General features: G+C 59.4%; 16 protein-coding genes. 6 read left to right on the top strand and 10 right to left on the bottom strand.

Annotated features, from left to right (window positions below; all coding sequences use genetic code 11):
- Positions 1–95: 95 nt before the first annotated feature.
- From purF to lrp, 7 genes are all read right to left on the bottom strand, one after another.
- Positions 96–1,616, bottom strand: coding sequence for an amidophosphoribosyltransferase (gene purF / locus PG899_RS02480; RefSeq protein WP_011705746.1), 1,521 nt, complete (start codon positions 1,614–1,616; stop codon positions 96–98).
- A gap of 21 nt (positions 1,617–1,637) precedes the next feature.
- Complete coding sequence (locus PG899_RS02475) at positions 1,638–2,126, bottom strand: CvpA family protein (RefSeq protein ID WP_011705745.1); 489 nt, start codon at positions 2,124–2,126, stop codon at positions 1,638–1,640.
- Positions 2,127–2,312: 186 nt separating this feature from the next.
- Positions 2,313–3,608: a serine--tRNA ligase gene (serS, locus tag PG899_RS02470; RefSeq protein ID WP_011705744.1), complete on the bottom strand. Its 1,296-nt coding sequence runs from the start codon at positions 3,606–3,608 to the stop codon at positions 2,313–2,315.
- 339 nt (positions 3,609–3,947) lie between these two features.
- Positions 3,948–5,285 carry a replication-associated recombination protein A gene (locus PG899_RS02465; protein ID WP_077095946.1) on the bottom strand — a complete coding sequence of 446 codons (1,338 nt, stop codon included), beginning with the start codon at positions 5,283–5,285 and terminating at the stop codon, positions 3,948–3,950.
- Between the two features lie 152 nt (positions 5,286–5,437).
- A complete protein-coding gene (gene lolA, locus PG899_RS02460; RefSeq protein WP_011705742.1) occupies positions 5,438–6,046 on the bottom strand; it encodes an outer membrane lipoprotein chaperone LolA in 609 nt (202 codons plus the stop codon).
- Between the two features lie 77 nt (positions 6,047–6,123).
- Positions 6,124–8,646, bottom strand: coding sequence for a DNA translocase FtsK (locus tag PG899_RS02455; RefSeq protein WP_077095947.1), 2,523 nt, complete (start codon positions 8,644–8,646; stop codon positions 6,124–6,126).
- Between the two features lie 201 nt (positions 8,647–8,847).
- Positions 8,848–9,339, bottom strand: a complete 492-nt coding sequence (lrp, locus tag PG899_RS02450; RefSeq protein WP_005300047.1) for a leucine-responsive transcriptional regulator Lrp — start codon at positions 9,337–9,339, stop codon at positions 8,848–8,850.
- 149 nt (positions 9,340–9,488) lie between these two features.
- Here lrp and PG899_RS02445 point away from each other — a divergent pair, with 149 nt between their 5' ends.
- From PG899_RS02445 to PG899_RS02435, 3 genes are all read left to right on the top strand, one after another.
- Positions 9,489–9,719, top strand: a complete 231-nt coding sequence (locus PG899_RS02445) for an alanine dehydrogenase (protein ID WP_077095948.1) — start codon at positions 9,489–9,491, stop codon at positions 9,717–9,719.
- Between the two features lie 604 nt (positions 9,720–10,323).
- The gene (gene trxB, locus PG899_RS02440) at positions 10,324–11,274 is read left to right on the top strand and encodes a thioredoxin-disulfide reductase (protein ID WP_017409663.1); all 951 of its coding nucleotides are present in this window, start codon (positions 10,324–10,326) and stop codon (positions 11,272–11,274) included.
- 57 nt (positions 11,275–11,331) lie between these two features.
- Positions 11,332–12,579: a response regulator gene (locus PG899_RS02435; protein WP_039214578.1), complete on the top strand. Its 1,248-nt coding sequence runs from the start codon at positions 11,332–11,334 to the stop codon at positions 12,577–12,579.
- Positions 12,580–12,689: 110 nt separating this feature from the next.
- On the opposite strand, the gene PG899_RS02430 is transcribed toward PG899_RS02435, so the two are convergent.
- Positions 12,690–13,160, bottom strand: coding sequence for a glycine zipper 2TM domain-containing protein (locus tag PG899_RS02430; RefSeq protein WP_077095949.1), 471 nt, complete (start codon positions 13,158–13,160; stop codon positions 12,690–12,692).
- Between the two features lie 19 nt (positions 13,161–13,179).
- On the opposite strand from PG899_RS02430, the gene aat reads away from it, so the two are divergent.
- From aat to infA, 3 genes are all read left to right on the top strand, one after another.
- Complete coding sequence (gene aat / locus PG899_RS02425; protein ID WP_029303253.1) at positions 13,180–13,887, top strand: leucyl/phenylalanyl-tRNA--protein transferase; 708 nt, start codon at positions 13,180–13,182, stop codon at positions 13,885–13,887.
- On the top strand, positions 13,884–14,600 hold the full coding sequence (locus PG899_RS02420; protein ID WP_011705735.1) for an arginyltransferase: 717 nt from the start codon (positions 13,884–13,886) through the stop codon (positions 14,598–14,600). The genes aat and PG899_RS02420 overlap by 4 nt, the downstream gene beginning before the upstream one ends.
- A gap of 69 nt (positions 14,601–14,669) precedes the next feature.
- Entirely contained in the window at positions 14,670–14,888 is a 219-nt protein-coding gene (gene infA / locus PG899_RS02415) for a translation initiation factor IF-1 (protein ID WP_005300033.1), read from the top strand.
- A 69-nt stretch (positions 14,889–14,957) separates the two neighbouring features.
- Here infA and clpA read toward each other — a convergent pair whose 3' ends face one another.
- Entirely contained in the window at positions 14,958–17,210 is a 2,253-nt protein-coding gene (gene clpA / locus PG899_RS02410; protein ID WP_024944043.1) for an ATP-dependent Clp protease ATP-binding subunit ClpA, read from the bottom strand.
- Between the two features lie 59 nt (positions 17,211–17,269).
- Positions 17,270–17,587, bottom strand: a complete 318-nt coding sequence (gene clpS / locus PG899_RS02405; RefSeq protein WP_005300028.1) for an ATP-dependent Clp protease adapter ClpS — start codon at positions 17,585–17,587, stop codon at positions 17,270–17,272.
- Positions 17,588–17,704 lie beyond the last annotated feature (117 nt).

Below are 17,704 nucleotides of genomic sequence, written 5' to 3'. Positions count from 1 at the left end.
CTTTTTCAAGCAGATGCGGGCCCTTTTTAGCGAGCGGAAACAACAATGGGGGCCAAGGCCCCCATCTCGTTGCAACACCCCAGCGTGGAAAACGTTTAACTGCCTTCGTTAAAAATTTCCAGGTTGCTGGTGCCTTCCTGCCACTCGCGCACCGCCTTGTTGTCATCGCTGCGCATGGCGTTGAGGTGGTCGAGGTAGGATTGATCCACGTCGGAAGTGACGTAATGGCCGTTGAACACCGAGGTCTCGAAGTGGCGCAGCTCGGGGTTGATCTCCCGCACCGCCGCTTCCAGATCTTCCAGATCCTGGAAGATGAGGCCGTCGGCGCCGATCAGCTTGCACACCTCTTCCACTTCCCGGCCGTGGGCGATCAGCTCGTTGGCGGTGGGCATGTCGATGCCGTAGACGTTGGGGAAGCGAATTTCCGGCGCCGCCGAGGCGAAGTAGACCTTGGCTGCCCCCGCTTCACGGGCCATCTGGATGATCTGCTCGGAAGTGGTGCCACGCACTATGCTGTCGTCCACCAGCAACACCTTCTTGCCCTTGAACTCGGAGCTGATGGCATTGAGCTTGCGGCGCACCGACTTCTTGCGCTGGGTCTGGCCCGGCATGATGAAGGTACGGCCGATGTAGCGGTTCTTCACGAAGCCCTGACGGTACGGCAAGTCGAGGGTGTGGGCGATCTCCAGCGCCACGTCGCAGGAGGTCTCGGGGATGGGGATGACCACGTCCACGTCGAGATCTTCCCACTCGCGGGCAATCTTCTGGCCCAGCTTGCGACCCATGTTGAGGCGGGCGGCATAGACCGACACCTTGTCGATGCACGAATCGGGGCGAGCGAAGTAGACATATTCGAAGATGCAGGAGCTCATCTGCGGGTTCTCCGCACACTGCTCGGAGAAGAGCTGGCCCTGCTCGGTGATGTAGATGGCCTCCCCCGGCGCGACGTCGCGCACCGTCTCGAAACCGATGGCGTCAAGCGCCACGCTCTCGGAGGCGAGCATGTACTCCACCTGCCCCTGCTCGTCGACCCGGCGGCCGAGGATCAGCGGGCGAATGCCGTTGGGATCGCGAAAACCGATGAGACCGTGGCCGATCACCAGGGAGACCACGGCATAGGCGCCGCGGATCTGCTGGTGCACCTTGCGCACCGCCGAGAAGATGTCTTCCGGGCGCAGCGCCATCTTGTCACAGAGATCCAGCTCGTGCGCCAGCACGTTCAGCAGCACCTCGGAGTCCGAGGTAGTGTTGATGTGGCGACGGGCCACCTTGAACTGCTGCTCCTTGAGCTCCTTGGCGTTGGTGAGGTTGCCGTTGTGGGCCAGCACCATGCCGTAGGGGGAGTTCACGTAAAAAGGTTGGGCTTCAGCGGCACTGGAGCTGCCTGCGGTGGGATATCTGACATGTCCTATGCCGATATGCCCTTTCAAGCGCTGCATGTGACGCACTTCAAACACGTCCTTCACCAGGCCGTTGGCCTTGCGTTGCCGGAAGTTTCCACTGTCAATGGTCACGATCCCGGCGGCATCCTGTCCCCTGTGCTGCAACACCGTCAAGGCGTCGTAGAGGGCCTGATTGACGGGGGTGGTGCCAACTATACCGACAATACCACACATGTCTTTGCTACCTCGAAGTCACTATACCTGTTTAAGAAAACTCGATGAGTTCAGCATGAACCCGAAAAACCACTGGATGACCGGCTTGAACTCGGGCACCAGCTTGGACGCCGTCCACCAGTCGCTCTGGGAGAGATTGGTGAAGGTATCCATGAAAAAAAGCAGGGCACTGACGATCAGTACCCCGCGAATAGCGCCAAAACAGATGCCAAGCACCCGATCGGTCCCGGACAGCCCTGTCTTGTCCACCAGCAGCCCCACCACGTAGTTCACCACGCTGCCGAGGATCAGGGTCGCCACGAACAGGGCGGCGATGGCCAGGCCGTTGCGCACCAGCGGGTCGCTGAACGAGGTGAAGTAGATGGCGAGATCCGAATAGAAATGGCTGGCGATGAAGAAGGCGACGAACCAGGTGACAAGAGACATGGCCTCCTTGACGAAGCCGCGCACCAGGCTGATGAGAGCAGAGAAACCGACGATGCCGATGATGGCGTAATCAATCCAGACCATAGAAAAAGATGTCCTGCGAAATTGCGGCGCAGTCTAACAAAAACGATTGCGCAATGCTTGATAAAAATGTGTTAACGGTTCAAACAGGCGGCGAACCAGCGCATTCACGGCCCATTGAAACGGTTGACCGACGCCAGAATGCACAACGCCATGGCATGCCATGGCGTTGTCGTCTGCAATGAGCGCTTACCCGATGTGGGTCAGGCCGCCCATGTAGGATTGCAGCGCCGCCGGGATGGCGATGCGGCCGTCTTCCTGCTGGTAGTTCTCGATCACCGCCACCAGGGTGCGACCCACCGCCAGGCCGGAGCCATTCAGGGTGTGCAGCAGCTGCGGCTTGCCATCGATGCGCACGCGAGCCTGCATGCGGCGAGCCTGGAAGTCGGTGCAGTTGGAGACGGAGGAGATCTCGCGGTAGGTGTTCTGGGCCGGCAGCCACACTTCCAGATCGTAGGTCTTGGCCGCGCAGAAGCCCATGTCACCAGTGGAGAGCGCCATCACGCGATACGGCAACTCCAGCAGCTGCAGCACCTTCTCGGCATGACCCGCCATCTCTTCCAGCGCTTCCCAGGATTTCTCCGGGTGCACCAGCTGTACCATCTCGACCTTGTCAAACTGGTGCATGCGGATGAGGCCACGGGTATCACGACCGTAGGAGCCCGCTTCTGAACGGAAGCAGGGGCTGTGGGCGGTCATCTTGATGGGCAGTTCCTGCTCGTCAAAGATCTCGTCGCGGGCCATGTTGGTGAGCGGCACTTCGGAGGTCGGGATCAGGGAGAACTTGCGTACCTTGCCCTCTTCTTCCCCTTCGCCGTCGATGCCGGTATTGAACAGGTCTTGGGAGAACTTCGGCAGCTGGCCGGTACCGTACAGGCTGTCCGGGTTGACCAGATAGGGCACGTAGCACTCGGTGTAACCGTGCTGCAGGGTGTGCAGGTCCAGCATGAACTGGGCCAGCGCGCGGTGCAGACGGGCAATCTGGCCCTTCATCACCACGAAGCGGGAGCCGGAGAGCTTGACGCCGTTCTTGAAGTCAACGCCCTTGGCCGCTTCCCCCAGATCGATGTGATCGCGTACCGGGAAGCTGAACTCGCGCGGGGTGCCCCAGCGGCGCACTTCCACGTTGTCGTTCTCGTCACGGCCAACCGGGGTGGTGTCGCTCGGCAGGTTGGGGATGGCGTCCGCGATGACCTTCAGCTCGGCCAGCAGGGCATCCAGCTCGACCTTGCTGGTCTCGAGCTCTTCGTTGATCTTGGTGACCTCGGCCTTGAGCGGTGCAACATCTTCGCCGCGACGGGCAGCCTCACCGATGGATTTGGAGCGGGCGTTGCGCTCGGCCTGCAGCTCCTGGGTACGGGACTGCAGATCCTTGCGTTTCTCTTCCAGAGCATTGACAGCCGCTACGTCCAGAACGTAGCCACGTGTCGCCAGACGAGCGGCAGCTTCGGCGATATCGCTGCGCAGATATTTGGGATCCAGCATGGTTTACCTACTTTTTTAAAATGGGATCTGGGCCTGAGTCATCATGACGGGCTGGAAAACAGATCCGGAAGTTAACATCGGTTGGCGCACCCCTGTCGTCTTTCAGAATCGGGCCTATGGTGAGCAGGCCTTCGAAATCAAGAAGATGGCACCAGGCCAAGACAAGCGGGGTCAGAGGGCCAGTGTATCAGACCGCCCCCCCGCCCGAACAGGGACTATTGCGCCCGTTTTGCCCTGTTTTCCGGGGGATGACGACCTGGATCAAATCGGCTGACCAATTAACGCGCAACCCAGCAAGACAGACCCGGGAGAGGCTCGCTACCAGCCGCCATTGCATCACTATTTGTCCCGTTGCCGCGGGCTCTGCCGATCCAGCTCATGCAGATAGTCGAGCTTCTGGGCTATCTGCTTCTCCAGCCCACGCTCGGTGGGCTGATAGTACTGCTTGCCGGCCAGCTCGGGCGGGAAGTACTGCTCGCCGGCAGCATAGGCACCGGGCTCGTCGTGGGCGTAACGGTACTCGGCGCCATAGCCCAGCTCGCTCATCAGCTTGGTCGGTGCGTTGCGCAGGTGCGGCGGCACCTCGAAATCCGGCAGGTTCTTGGCATCGTGAAGCGCCGCCTTCCAGGCGGTGTAGACCGCATTGCTCTTGGGCGCACAGGCGAGGTAGACGATCGCCTGGGCGATGGCCCGCTCCCCTTCCGCCGGCCCGATGCGGTGGAAACAATCCCAAGCCGACAGGGCGACCTGCATGGCACGGGGATCGGCATTGCCCACATCCTCGGAGGCAATCGCCAGCAGCCGGCGCGCAATATAGAGCGGATCGCAACCGGCGCTCACCATGCGGGCATACCAGTAGAGCGCCGCATCCGGCGCCGAGCCGCGAATGGATTTGTGCACCGCCGAGATGAGGTCGTAGAAGTGATCGCCCCCCTTGTCGAAGCGCGCCACGTGCTCCCCCACCACGGCGGCCAGCAGGGTGCTGTCGATAAGCTTCTGGCCGCTGCCGTCGGGCTCGGCCATGTCAGCCAGCAGCTCCAGGTAGTTGAGGGACTTGCGCCCGTCCCCATCCACCGCCTTGGCCAGCGCCTCCTTCACCCCGGGGGCGAAGGTCAGCGCCGGATCATTGAGCCCGCGAGCGTCCTGCATCGCCTGATCGATCAGGGTGAGGATGTCCTCCTCCTCCAGCCGTTTGAGCAGATAGACCCTGGCCCGGGAGAGCAGCGCGTTGTTGAGTTCAAACGAGGGGTTTTCGGTGGTGGCGCCGATGAAGGTGATGGTGCCGTCTTCGATGTGAGGCAGGAACACGTCCTGCTGGCTCTTGTTGAAACGGTGCACCTCGTCCACGAACAGGATGGTGCGCACCCCGCGCCAGCTGTTCTCCTTGGCCTTGTCGATGGCGGCGCGGATCTCCTTGATGCCGGAGGTGACCGCCGAGAGCCGCTCGACCTCCGCCTGGCAGTAGTGAGCCATCAGTTCGGCCAGCGTGGTCTTGCCGGTGCCGGGAGGCCCCCACAGGATCATGGAGTGGCAGTGGCCGGCCAGGATCGCTTTGCGCAGGGGCTTATCAGGCCCCAGAATATGTTGCTGACCGATATACTGCTCGAGGGTTTGCGGCCGCATCCGGGCCGCCAGCGGACGAAAGTCCGACGAGAAATCCAGCGACAAGTTGCTCATCTGTTTTGACCGTTCAATATCACGCACACAGCCATGGAAAAACGGCCCGACCAGACATCCAATAAGAAGTTACTCATCTGTGTTGACCCCCAGCGTCACGCCCGTTGCCATTGGCAGACGGGCCGACCAGAAATCCAGCGACCGTCTGCTCATCAGCGCTGATCGTCCAGCGCGACCCCCTTCGGGATCTTGAAGACAAATTCGTTGCCCTTGAGCACCGGCTTGCGGTTGAAGTTGCTCAGAGTGAACTCGCTCCACTGGCCCTGGGCCTCTTTCACGTCGAAGCGGCTGATGTTGTTCTGCCTGTCGAAGGTGATGCGGAAGGAGGCGATCAGCTCGTCCTGGTTGCGACTGGTGACGGTGTAAACATCCCCTTCCTGGGTCACGTCATAGTTCTTCCAGAGGCTGTTGTCGTTGCCGGCGATCAGCACGAAGGGGGTGTTGAGCACGGCATCTTTCATCTTGAGGGCGGTCACCTGCTCGACGAAGGGATCATAGACCCAGACATCCTTGCCATCGGCCACGATCAGGCTCTCGTCCGGCGAGGTGGTGTGCCAGTTGAAGCGATTGGGGCGCTGCACCAGCAGATCGCCGCCGGCGCGCTGCAGCTCCTTGCCCTTGCTGTCATAGACGGTCTGGGCAAACTTGGCGGAGAAGAGGCTCACCCCCGCCAGCTTCTGCTTGAGATCGCTGGCCGCGTCGGCCCACACCTGGCTGCTGGCAACCAGCAGCACAGTGCCCATCAACAGTTGTTTTTTCATCATGCTTTTCATAACGACTATCTCGATAAAAGGCCACGCCCGCAGGGGGCATGGCCAGGATGATAGAGGGGTGAGGCTTAGTCCCGTACCGGTGGCGGGGCCAGCACGTCGCGCTGACCATTGCCGCCCGGGGCGCTGACGATACCCTGGTTTTCCATCTGCTCGATGAGACGGGCCGCCCGGTTGTAACCGATCTTGAACTTGCGCTGCACGCTGGAGGTCGAGCCGCGGCGCGACTCCACCACGAAGGCCACCGCCTCGTCGAACAGGGGGTCGAGCTCTTCGTCGTCACCACCGCCATATTCGCCGCTACCGCCCTCGCCGCCGGATTCACCGGAGAGGATCTCCTCGATGTAGTTCGGCTCGCCGCGCAGTTTCCAGTCCGCCACCACCTTGTGCACCTCGTGGTCGTCGACAAAGGCGCCGTGCACCCGGGTCGGGTTGGAGGTACCGGCCGGCATGTAGAGCATGTCGCCCATGCCGAGCAGGGATTCGGCGCCGCCCTGATCGATGATGGTACGGGAGTCGATCTTGCTCGACACCTGGAACGAGATACGGGTCGGGATGTTGGCCTTGATGAGACCGGTAATGACATCCACCGACGGACGCTGGGTCGCCAGGATCAGGTGGATACCGGCCGCCCGCGCCTTCTGGGCGATACGGGCGATCAGCTCCTCCACCTTCTTGCCGACGATCATCATCATGTCGGCAAACTCGTCCACCACCACGACTATATGGGGCAGCTTTTCCAGCTCAGGCGGCATCTGATCCATGGAGTCGCCTGGACGCCACAGCGGATCCAGCAGGGGTTCTCCCTCCTCGATGGCCGCCAGCACCTTGTCGTTGTAGCCCTTGAGGTTGCGCACCCCGACCGCCGACATCAGCTTGTAGCGACGCTCCATCTCGCCCACGCACCAGCGCAGGGCGTTGGCGGCGTCCTTCATGTCGGTCACCACCTCGGTCAGCAGATGGGGGATCCCCTCGTAGACCGACAGCTCCAGCATCTTGGGGTCGATCATGATGAAGCGCAGATCGTCCGGCGTCGACTTGTAGAGCATGGAGATGATCATGGTGTTCACCCCCACCGACTTACCGGAGCCGGTGGTACCGGCCACCAGCAGGTGGGGCATCTTGGCCAGATTCACCACCACGGGTTCGCCGGCAATGTCCTGACCCAGCCCCATGGTGAGCGGGTTGCGGCTGCCCGAGAACGCCTCGCAGTCGAGGGTCTCGCGCAGGTAGACGGTCTGACGCACCCTGTTGGGCAGCTCGATCCCGACGAACGTCTTGCCCGGGATCACTTCCACCACCCGCACGCTGCTGGCCGACAGAGAGCGGGCCAGATCGCGGGAGAGGTTGGTGATCTTGCTCGCCTTCATGCCAGGCGCCAGATCCAGCTCGAAACGGGTGATGACGGGGCCCGGATAGACACCCACCACCTTGGCCTGCACGTTGTAGTCGGCCAGTTTCGCCTCCACCAGTCGGCCCATGCGCTCCAGCTCATCCTTGCTCATCATCTGGGTCTTGGCGGGCGGACGGTCCAGCAGCTCGATGCTGGGCAAGGGTGGCAGCCCAGGTTGCAGGCGGCGCTTGGGCTTGCCGGGCGTGGGAGCCGCCGGTGCTGGCGCCTCCTCATCTCCTTCCGCCCAAGGCAGATCCAGATCATCGTCCTCGTCATCGGCCGTGACCAGGGCAGGCTGATGACGGGCACCGTTGGTGGCTGCTCGCTTGGCCTTGGCCACCGGGGCCGGCTCGTCATCTTCATCGTCAAACTGCGGGTCGAACTGGAAGGTATCTTCATCAAGCTCGGGCAGCCATTCATCGGACTTGGCCTTCTGGCTCTTGGCGCTGGCCTTTTCCTTGGGACGACGGGTCCAGCTGGAGTGCGGTTCATCTTCCTCGTCATCGAGCTCGATGGCCCCCACGCCCCCTTCCAGCAAGGGATCCGGTCCCTCAACGCGAGGCTGGCGCCAGCCACCGGTCAGCCAGCGGCCGAGGGTGGTGGGAAAATGGTAAACGGCGCTGACCGAACCGGTGCAGGCGGCGCCGATCCGCTCGACGATGGTCAGCCAGGACCAGCCGGTGAACAGGGTGATGCCGGTGGCCACGAAGCAGAGCAGCATCAGGTTGGCACCGACTCCGCCAAACAGCGGCACCACGGCGGAGGAGATCACGTCCCCCACCAGGCCGCCGGCGGAAAAATTCTGCAGATCATTGAAGTTCATGCTGGCGATGGCGGACATGCCTAGCACAGTCAGCACGAAACCGACGATGCGCACCGACAGGGTGAGGTAATCCACATCAAGCAGCCGGCTTGGACGCCAGAACAGGCTCCAGCCCAGCAGCACGACCAGGGGAGGAACCAGATAGGAAAACGCCCCGAAGGTAAACATGGTGATGTCGGCGAGCCAGGCCCCCGCGCTGCCGGCGAGGTTTTTCACCTCCCCTTGCCAGGAGGTCTGGGACCAACCGGGATCGGCGGGGTGGTAGGACAACAGGGCAAGCAAGAGATAGGCAGCCATCAGGGTGATGGCGATCAAGACGGCTTCGAAGATCCGTTGTGTACCTGATAAAGGAGTAAACAGCTTTTTATCGGCCAAACTCCGGCTCCTTTCTGAAAACATGTAATGCAGGGGGATAAGGGGGCCTAGTATCCCTGAAAAGCCCACCGGTTGTCAGCCAGTGCCTGGCGTGGCGGCCATATTCACAACCAACTCGATAAGAAGAAACGAGCGGACCGGCCGCTCGTTTCTGAATGTCGTGACTTGTCGCAAGGCTGGCAAGCCACAGCATAACCCGACTCAACGGGTGCTGATCACCAGACGACTGCTCTGTTTGACCTCTTCCATCACCACATAGGTGCGAGTGTCGTTGACACCGGGCAGACGCAGCAGGGTTTCCCCCAGCAGACGGCGATAGGCCGACATGTCGCTGACTCGGGTCTTGAGCAGATAGTCGAAATCGCCGGAGACCAGATGGCACTCCTGGATCTCCTCGAGCACCTGAACAGCCTTGTTGAACTGTTCAAACACATCGGGGGCACCGCGATTGAGGGTAATTTCCACGAATACCAGCAGAGACGCGTCCAGATAATGAGGGTTCAGAATGGCGGCATACCCTTCGATATACCCTTGTCGCTCGAGGCGACGAACCCGTTCCAGACACGGTGTAGGACTCAGGCCAACTCGTTTGGACAACTCAACGTTCGAAATTCTGCCATCCTTTTGCAGCTCATTCAGAATGTTGCGGTCAATCCTGTCCAAATCCTTTAGCCGACTCTTAGCTTCCATCATTTATTCCATCCTTTGGCTATTTTTTGGTAAGAATCACCAGTCATTTTATAATTATGGTCACAAATCCTGTCAATACCTGAATATGCAAGGCGCAAATGTTGCCAAACTAGCTTGCAACATAAACCACCAATCGATAGTCGAGGGATAGCATGATTATCGGTGTACCTAAAGAAATAAAAAACCATGAATACCGCGTAGGCATGGCTGTGGCCAGTGTACGTGAACTGACAGCACGAAACCATACTGTTTTCGCCCAAAGCGGCGCAGGAAGCGGCATTGATTCAGGTGGTGCAGATTATCGCGCTGCCACTGTCGCTATTTTGTCCTGCATTGCAGCAATTTTCACCGCGGCCGGCGTATCCATCAGACTCAAAACATAACGCCCCCCCCTCCCTGCGTCTTCGTCACAACTGCCCGGCAATGATTTGGTATTCCCCCTGCAAGATAACGGGAGGTCGCCATCGTGAATGTGCCCACCAGGAGAGCGGCCACCCCAGCGAAATCCTCCCTCATGTCAGTGCGCGGCCTGAGAATGTGTGCCCCCCCCTCATGGGGCGGGCTTGGCCTGAGGTGCTGTATTACAAAGCACCGGCAGCGAGGGCTACTGCGCCAAAACTTGTCAATCGCGTCTAGATCGCCGCCACACCAGCGGACAGGATCAGCCGAGCGGGCTACGCCCGCTGGCATACACGGCTGCAAACGCCCTTCCCCACCTCATCAATAGAAATGCGCACCACGTCCGGCAAGCGCCAGCGGATACCAAGCGCCACCTCTCACATCACCATGGAGTGAGAGCCATTTTGCTCCTTATCAAGGTGCACCAGACCCGGTTGAGGAGCCTTCCGCGACAGGGCATGTTTTCAGCCCTTTCTTACCCCCCACCCACCCCGCCAGCCGATTGATACAATCGACTCACTGGCCTTTGACCCCTTATCACGAATTACCTACAATCGCGCAAACTCATCACGTCTCGGAAATCACATCATGAGCCAAGTCACTCATAGCAAACTGCTGATCCTGGGGTCAGGCCCGGCGGGCTACACTGCCGCCGTCTATGCCGCCCGTGCCAACCTCAATCCGCTGCTCATCACCGGCATGCAGCAAGGCGGTCAGCTGACTACCACCACCGAAGTGGAGAACTGGCCCGGTGACCCCGAGGGTCTGACCGGTCCGGCCCTGATGGAGCGCATGAAAGAGCATGCGGAGAAGTTCGACACCCGCATCCTGTTCGATCACATCAATGAAGTGCAGCTGACCCAGCGTCCGTTCCGCCTCAAGGGCGACAACGGCGAATACACCTGTGATGCGCTGATCATCGCCACCGGTGCCTCCGCCAAGTACCTGGGCCTGCCTTCCGAAGAGGCCTTCAAGGGCCGCGGCGTCTCCGCCTGCGCCACCTGTGACGGCTTCTTCTATCGCAATCAGGAAGTGGCCGTGGTCGGCGGCGGCAACACCGCCGTGGAAGAGGCGCTCTATCTGGCCAACATCGCCAAGAAGGTGCACCTCATTCACCGTCGCGACGAGTTCCGCGCCGAGAAGATCCTGATCAAGCGTCTGCACGACAAGGTGGCCAGCGGCAATATCGTACTGCACACCCACCAGACTCTGGACGAAGTGCTGGGCGACGACATGGGGGTGACCGGTGTGCGTCTGCGCAACACCCAGAACGACACCACCACCGACCTGCCACTGATGGGCGTCTTCATCGCCATCGGTCACCAGCCCAACACCCAGATCTTCGCCGACCAGCTGGATATGCAGAACGGCTATCTGAAGGTGCGTGGCGGCCTCGACGGCTTCGCCACCCAGACCAGCATCGAAGGGGTATTTGCCGCCGGTGACGTGGCTGACCACACCTACCGCCAGGCCATCACCTCGGCCGGTACCGGCTGTATGGCCGCCCTCGATGCCGAGCGCTATCTGGACGCGCAATAAGCACAAGGGATATAAAAGGCATGCCGCGAGGCATGCCTTTTTACTTTAAGGAGCCGGATGAAACAGAAAATATTGATAGTCGAGGACAGTCTGACCATTCGACGGATGCTGATCCAGGCCATTGCGCAGCAAACCGGGCTGGAGATCGATGCATTCGATACCCTGGAGGGTGCCCGCCACTGTCGGGGAGAAGAGTACGTGGTGGCATTGGTGGATCTGACCCTGCCGGATGCCCCCAGCGGGGAAGCGGTCAAGGTGTTGCTGGAGCGGGGCTTGCCGGTGGTGATCCTCACTGCCGATATCAGCGAGGAGAAGCGTGCAGCCTGGCTGGAGGCGGGAGTACTGGACTATGTGATGAAGGATTCACGCCACTCCCTGCAATACGCCGTCAGCCTGGTTCATCGCCTCTACCTCAACCAACGCATCGAAGTACTGGTGGTCGATGATTCACGCACCTCCCGCCACCGCACCATGGCCCAGTTGCGCAAGCAGCTGCTGCAGGTGCACGAGGCGAGCCACGCCCGCGAGGCCCTGGCCCAGCTCGAACAGAACCAGGCCATTCGGCTGGTGCTGGTCGACTACTATATGCCAGAAATTGACGGGATCAGCCTGGTGCGCATGCTGCGCGAGCGTTACAGCAAGCAGCAGCTCGCCATCATCGGCATCTCGGTGTCGGACAAGCGCGGCCTCTCCGCCCGCTACCTCAAGCAGGGCGCCAACGACTTCCTCAACCAACCGTTCGAACCGGAAGAGCTGCAATGCCGGGTCAGCCACAACCTGGAAGCGCTGGAGCAGTTCAACAGCATCCAGGAGTCGGCCAATCGCGACTACCTGACCGGGCTCTACAACCGGCGCTACTGGTTCAATGAAGGACAGAAATGGTTCGAGGAACACCAGCGTCAGGAGACGCCCCTTGCGCTGTGCGTGCTCGATGTGGATCACTTCAAGCAGGTGAACGATCACTGGGGTCATGCCATCGGCGATCAGCTGCTCTGCCACCTCACCCGGCTGCTCACCCAGTTCTTCCCCGATGCCATGATCGCCCGTTTTGGTGGCGAGGAGTTTGCCCTGATGGTGCCCCACTGCACCGTACCGGTGCTGCTCAAACGGCTGGAGGGGCTGCGCCAGCAGATGCGCCAGCAACCGCTGTCCAGGGAGACGCCGCTGTTTGTTCGCGCCAGTTTCGGGGTGATCAAGGTCGGGCGCGGTTCCATGGACGAGGCACTGAGCGAGGCGGATCGCCTGCTCTATCAGGCAAAGAACACCGGCCGTGACAAGATAGTGTCGCAGGACTCATCGGCCTGACGTTACCTCGCCAGATGTTCTCCGTGTAGTACCCGCCCGACAGCTTGCCCAGCCGGCAGCCCGTCGGGTCACTTCTCCCTCCTTGATGACCGCCTGAGCCAGCGCCTGCTTCAATAGGTCTTGTCGACCCGCACGCCATCGTCGAAATAGAGGATGCGCACCTTGTCGCCGTTCATGAACACCATGGCCGGATCGTAATCCTGAATGACGTTGACCAGCCCGTTTTGCTCGTTGCGAATAAGCAGCTCCACCAGCTTGTTCTCCACCACGCTGCCGCCCAATTGATACTGCTGCGCCGCGGCCGCCCCCGCCAATGCACCGACCGCAGTAGCAATTTCACGGCCATGACCGCCACCAAACTGGTTGCCAAGCAGCCCCCCCAGGACGGCGCCGCCCAAGGTTTTCCAGCCGGAGTGTTCTGACTCCAGAATCTGGCGCTGGGTGATGTTGCGCACCGTCTCGACCTGACCAAACACCACCTGATTCACGGGTCTTGCCGTATTGCGCTCGTAGACCTGCGCCCAGGCGGGCGCAGTGACAAAGCAAAACAAGCTGGATACTATCAGGATAATGGCCTTCATCTATGAACCTCGTTACCTTATGTCTCGCTATCTTACCCAATTGGATGATGAGCTGTGCTGGTTTCCCGACCCCGAGCATGCCCTGGAGGAACCCAACGGCCTGCTGGCGATCGGCGGGGATCTCTCCCCTGCCCGCCTGCTGGCAGCTTACCACAAGGGGATCTTCCCGTGGAATGAACCCCACCAGCCGCTGCTGTGGTGGTCACCGGATCCCAGAGGCGTCATCCGGCCTGAACAGCTGCATATCGGTCGCACTCTGCGTAAATTTATCCGTGGTACCTCATTCGATATTTCCATCGATCGCGCCTTTAATGAGGTTATAGCGGCCTGCGCCGCGCCCCGTCGCAGTGCCAGTGGAACCTGGATTAGCACACCCATGATCGACGCCTATCGACAATTGCACCGCCTTGGCCATGCCCACTCCATCGAGATCTGGCAGGAGGGCCAGTTGCAAGCCGGCCTCTATGGCCTCTCCCTCGGCCGGGTGTTCTGCGGCGAGTCCATGTTCAGTCGTATCGACAACGGTGCCAAACTGGCCATGGTGGCCCTCTGCCGGCACTTCGCCCGCCATGATGGCGCCTTGATCGATTGCCAGATGCAGAACGATTTTTTGGCCACCCTGGGAATAGAAGAGTGGCCGAGACGCCAATTTTTGACGACGCTGGCACAACTGAGCCGACAACCGCTGGCGGCCAATTGCTGGCAAACGGGGAGCATTCTGTTATGACCGAAGAAGTGATCCTCAAGGTAGGGCTGACCCCGAAGCACCAATGCAGCTATCTGGGTCATGAGCAGGAGCAATTGCTGGTGTTGATGGATCACAGCCTGCTCAATGCCAGCGGCTACGAACGGCTGCTGACGGCCGGCTTTCGGCGCAGCGGCAACGACATCTATCGTCCCCACTGCCCGGCCTGCAATGCCTGCCAGTCCCTGCGCATCCACAGCGAGCGCTTCGTGCCGAGCCGCAGCCAGAAGCGGATCCGCCAGCTCAATCAGGATATCGAACTGGTGCTCAGCTACGACGACAAGCCCGAGTACTATCAGCTCTATGAGCGCTACATTCGCGAACGCCATCATGACGGCAGCATGTATCCCCCCAGCCGCACCCAGTACAAGGGCTTCCTGCACTGTGACTGGATGCCGCCCCTCTATCTGGAAATGCGCAAGGATAACCGGCTCATCGGGGTCGCAACCACGGATCTGCTGCCCCATTCCCTCAGCGCCATGTACACCTTTTTCGACCCGGCCCATGCGGATCGTTCCCTCGGTACCTTCGCCATTCTGAGTCAGTTGGAACTGGCCAGAAGAACCGGTCGGAGCTGGCTATATCTGGGCTATCTGGTGGAGGAGTGCCGCAAGATGAATTACAAGCGCCAGTATCTGCCCCATGAACGGTTGATACAGGGGGAATGGAAAAATATCGACAGCAAGCCCGAGTAAACTTTACACATAGCCTTAAATCCGGCATGATCCAGCGGATTTTTTGTTGTGGCTTATCAAGAGGATTCAATGGCTAAAGAAGACAGTATTGAGATGCAGGGCACTATTCTCGAAACCCTGCCCAATACCATGTTCCGTGTGGAACTGGAGAATGGTCACGTGGTTATCGCTCATATTTCCGGCAAGATGCGCAAAAACTACATCCGTATCCTGACTGGGGACAAAGTAACGGTAGCTCTGACTCCGTACGATCTCTCCAAGGGACGTATTGTTTTCCGCTCTCGCTAAGCCAGGAATTCAGCAAAAAACCCCAACCTTCCGGTTGGGGTTTTTTGTGGTTTTCCAACAGCGTTAAGCTTAGTGGGAAACAGCTTCAACATTGACTTGATAGTCAAAGCTGAGGCTGTCATTTATCAACTCAACCTTCACTACCCCCCCATCGACCAAGGATCCGAACAGGATCTCATTGGCAAGGGGTTTCTTGAGGTGTTCCTGGATGACCCGTCCCATGGGTCTCGCTCCCATGGCCCTGTCATATCCCTTCTCGGCCAACCAGTGGCGGACACCCTCGGACACTTCAAGAGACACGCCCTTGGCATCCAGTTGTACCTGCAACTCGACGATGAACTTGTCGACCACCTGATGTATCACCTGCATATCCAAATGGTTGAACCAGATGGTGTGATCGAGCCGGTTGCGAAACTCCGGGCTGAACGTCTTGTTGATCACCGCCATGGCATCGTGGCTCATATCCTGTTGCTGGAAGCCGATGGATTTGCGCTGGGTCTCCTGCACGCCGGCGTTGGTGGTCATCACCAGGATCACGTTGCGAAAATCCGCCTTGCGCCCGTTGTTGTCAGTCAGGGTGCCGTTGTCCATCACCTGCAGCAGCAGGTTGAACACATCCGGGTGCGCTTTTTCGATCTCGTCCAGCAGTACCACTGAGTGCGGGTGCTTGAGTACCGAATCGGTCAGAAGTCCACCCTGCTCAAAGCCCACATAGCCGGGAGGTGCCCCGATCAGGCGAGAGACGGTGTGGCGTTCCATGTACTCCGACATGTCAAAGCGCAGCACCTCGACGCCAAGCGCCTTGCCCAACTGCTGAGTGACCTCGGTCTTGCCCACCCCGGTCGGGCCGGCAAACAAGAAGCAACCCACGGGGCGCCGCTCATTACCCAAGCCCGAACGTGACAAGCGAATGGAGTCGGTCAGCACCTCGATGGCCTTGTCCTGACCAAATACCACCATCTTGAGATTGCGCTCCAGATTCTTCAGCACCTCCTTGTCGGAAGAGGAGACTGATTTCTCCGGGATGCGAGCAATCTTGGCCACAATGGCTTCGATCTCCTGCACATTGATCACTTTCTTGCGCTTGCTCGCCGGCAGCAGCCGTTGTCCGGCACCGGCTTCGTCGATCACGTCGATCGCCTTGTCAGGCAGATGGCGGTCATTGATGTACTTGGCAGAGAGCTCCACCGCGGCGCGGATGGCCTTGACGGTATAGCGCACCCCATGGTGAGCCTCATAGCGGCTCTTGAGACCCATCAGGATGCGAGTGGTATCATCCACGCTAGGCTCGACGATATCGATCTTCTGGAAGCGACGCGCCAGAGCACGGTCCTTTTCAAAGATCTGGGAGTATTCCTGATAGGTGGTGGAGCCGACACAACGCAGCAAGCCATTGGAGAGCAGCGGCTTGATGAGGTTGGCCGCATCCAGCTGACCACCGGAGGCCGCCCCTGCCCCTATGATGGTGTGGATCTCGTCGATGAACAGGATCGCCCCTTCCTGGCGCTCGATCTGCTTGAGCAGCACCTTGAGGCGCTTCTCGAAATCACCGCGATATTTGGTCCCCGCCAGCAGCGAGCCCATGTCCAGGGAATAAATGGTGCTGCCCGCAATCACCTCGGGCACATCACCCTTGACGATACGATAGGCCAACCCTTCGGCGATGGCCGTCTTGCCCACCCCTGCTTCACCGACCAGCAAGGGGTTGTTCTTGCGACGGCGGCAGAGCACCTGGATGGTACGGTTAAGTTCCTGATCTCGTCCGATGAGCGGATCGATACGCCCTTCCAGCACCAGCTGATTGAGGTTGGTGGCAAAGCTTTCTATCTGGGCGGCAGACACATCGTCGTCGGACTCTGCATTGTTGCTGCTGTTGTCCGGCTTGCTGTCTTTGCGCACGCCATGGGAGAGGAAATTGACCACATCCAGTCGGCTGATCTCGGCCTTTTTCAGGAAGTAAGCGGCCTGGGACTCCTGCTCGCTGAAAATGGCAACCAGCACGTTGGCGCCACTGACTTCCGTGTTGCCCGATGATTGAACATGGAACACGGCGCGTTGCAGCACCCGCTGGAAGCCCAGTGTGGGCTGGGTTTCACGATCTTCATCATCACGGGGAATAAGCGGGGTTGTTTGACTGATGAATGCGCTGATCTCTTTGCGCATCAGCTCCACGTCAGCACCACAAGAACTCAGCGCCTCATGGGCTGAGCTGTTATCCAGCAGGGCTAACAACAGGTGCTCGACAGTCATGAATTCGTGGCGCTCGTCACGGGCCAGTTTGAAAGCCTCGTTCAGCGTCTTTTCTAGATCTTTATTCAACATAGGCACCTCCCCTAGTACAGCAACAATGTGGTGTCGTCATCGCCATCAAGTCATCAGATTCAAGCCTTTTCCATGGTACACAGCAGTGGATGTTCGTTGTTACGTGCATAGGTGTTGACCTGGACCACTTTGGTTTCGGCAATCTCGGCGGTGAACGTGCCACAGACTCCTTTACCACTATAATGCACGCTCAGCATCACCTGAGTGGCCTTGTCCAAATCCATACCAAAGAACTTTTGCAGCACCTCCACCACGAACTCCATCGGTGTGTAGTCGTCGTTGTTCAGGACGACCTTGTACATGGGTGGCGGTTGCAGCTTGGTTTTCTCTGCTTCTGCAATCTCTTCATTAGCAAAGAGTTCTTTCTGCTTGCTCATAATCGCGCTTTGGTACCTCTAGATTACTACCGCCTAACACAAGATTGTCAATAGACTTGTTAACCAGATCACATCAGTTGTTAACAACTCCTTGACTCGCTCAAAAGTTAGACTAGA

The organism is Aeromonas sp. QDB39 (assembly GCF_027707585.1).
In the GTDB taxonomy this organism is placed as follows: domain Bacteria; phylum Pseudomonadota; class Gammaproteobacteria; order Enterobacterales; family Aeromonadaceae; genus Aeromonas; species Aeromonas hydrophila.
The sequence above is the reverse complement of the archived record's forward strand: the minus strand, read 5'-3'. Positions and strand labels throughout refer to the sequence as shown.

Bases quoted from the DNA above. Each gene is read 5' to 3' on its own strand.
- lrp (WP_005300047.1), bottom strand. From the start codon at position 9,339: ATGATGGAAGCTAAGAGTCGGCTAAAGGATTTGGACAGGATTGACCGC.
- PG899_RS02420 (WP_011705735.1), top strand. From the start codon at position 13,884: ATGACCGAAGAAGTGATCCTCAAGGTAGGGCTGACCCCGAAGCACCAA.
- trxB (WP_017409663.1), top strand. From the start codon at position 10,324: ATGAGCCAAGTCACTCATAGCAAACTGCTGATCCTGGGGTCAGGCCCG.
- aat (WP_029303253.1), top strand. From the start codon at position 13,180: ATGTCTCGCTATCTTACCCAATTGGATGATGAGCTGTGCTGGTTTCCC.
- clpS (WP_005300028.1), bottom strand. From the start codon at position 17,587: ATGAGCAAGCAGAAAGAACTCTTTGCTAATGAAGAGATTGCAGAAGCA.
- purF (WP_011705746.1), bottom strand. From the start codon at position 1,616: ATGTGTGGTATTGTCGGTATAGTTGGCACCACCCCCGTCAATCAGGCC.
- PG899_RS02475 (WP_011705745.1), bottom strand. From the start codon at position 2,126: ATGGTCTGGATTGATTACGCCATCATCGGCATCGTCGGTTTCTCTGCT.
- PG899_RS02465 (WP_077095946.1), bottom strand. From the start codon at position 5,285: ATGAGCAACTTGTCGCTGGATTTCTCGTCGGACTTTCGTCCGCTGGCG.
- infA (WP_005300033.1), top strand. From the start codon at position 14,670: ATGGCTAAAGAAGACAGTATTGAGATGCAGGGCACTATTCTCGAAACC.
- PG899_RS02435 (WP_039214578.1), top strand. From the start codon at position 11,332: ATGAAACAGAAAATATTGATAGTCGAGGACAGTCTGACCATTCGACGG.
- serS (WP_011705744.1), bottom strand. From the start codon at position 3,608: ATGCTGGATCCCAAATATCTGCGCAGCGATATCGCCGAAGCTGCCGCT.
- lolA (WP_011705742.1), bottom strand. From the start codon at position 6,046: ATGAAAAAACAACTGTTGATGGGCACTGTGCTGCTGGTTGCCAGCAGC.
- PG899_RS02430 (WP_077095949.1), bottom strand. From the start codon at position 13,160: ATGAAGGCCATTATCCTGATAGTATCCAGCTTGTTTTGCTTTGTCACT.
- PG899_RS02445 (WP_077095948.1), top strand. From the start codon at position 9,489: ATGATTATCGGTGTACCTAAAGAAATAAAAAACCATGAATACCGCGTA.
- clpA (WP_024944043.1), bottom strand. From the start codon at position 17,210: ATGTTGAATAAAGATCTAGAAAAGACGCTGAACGAGGCTTTCAAACTG.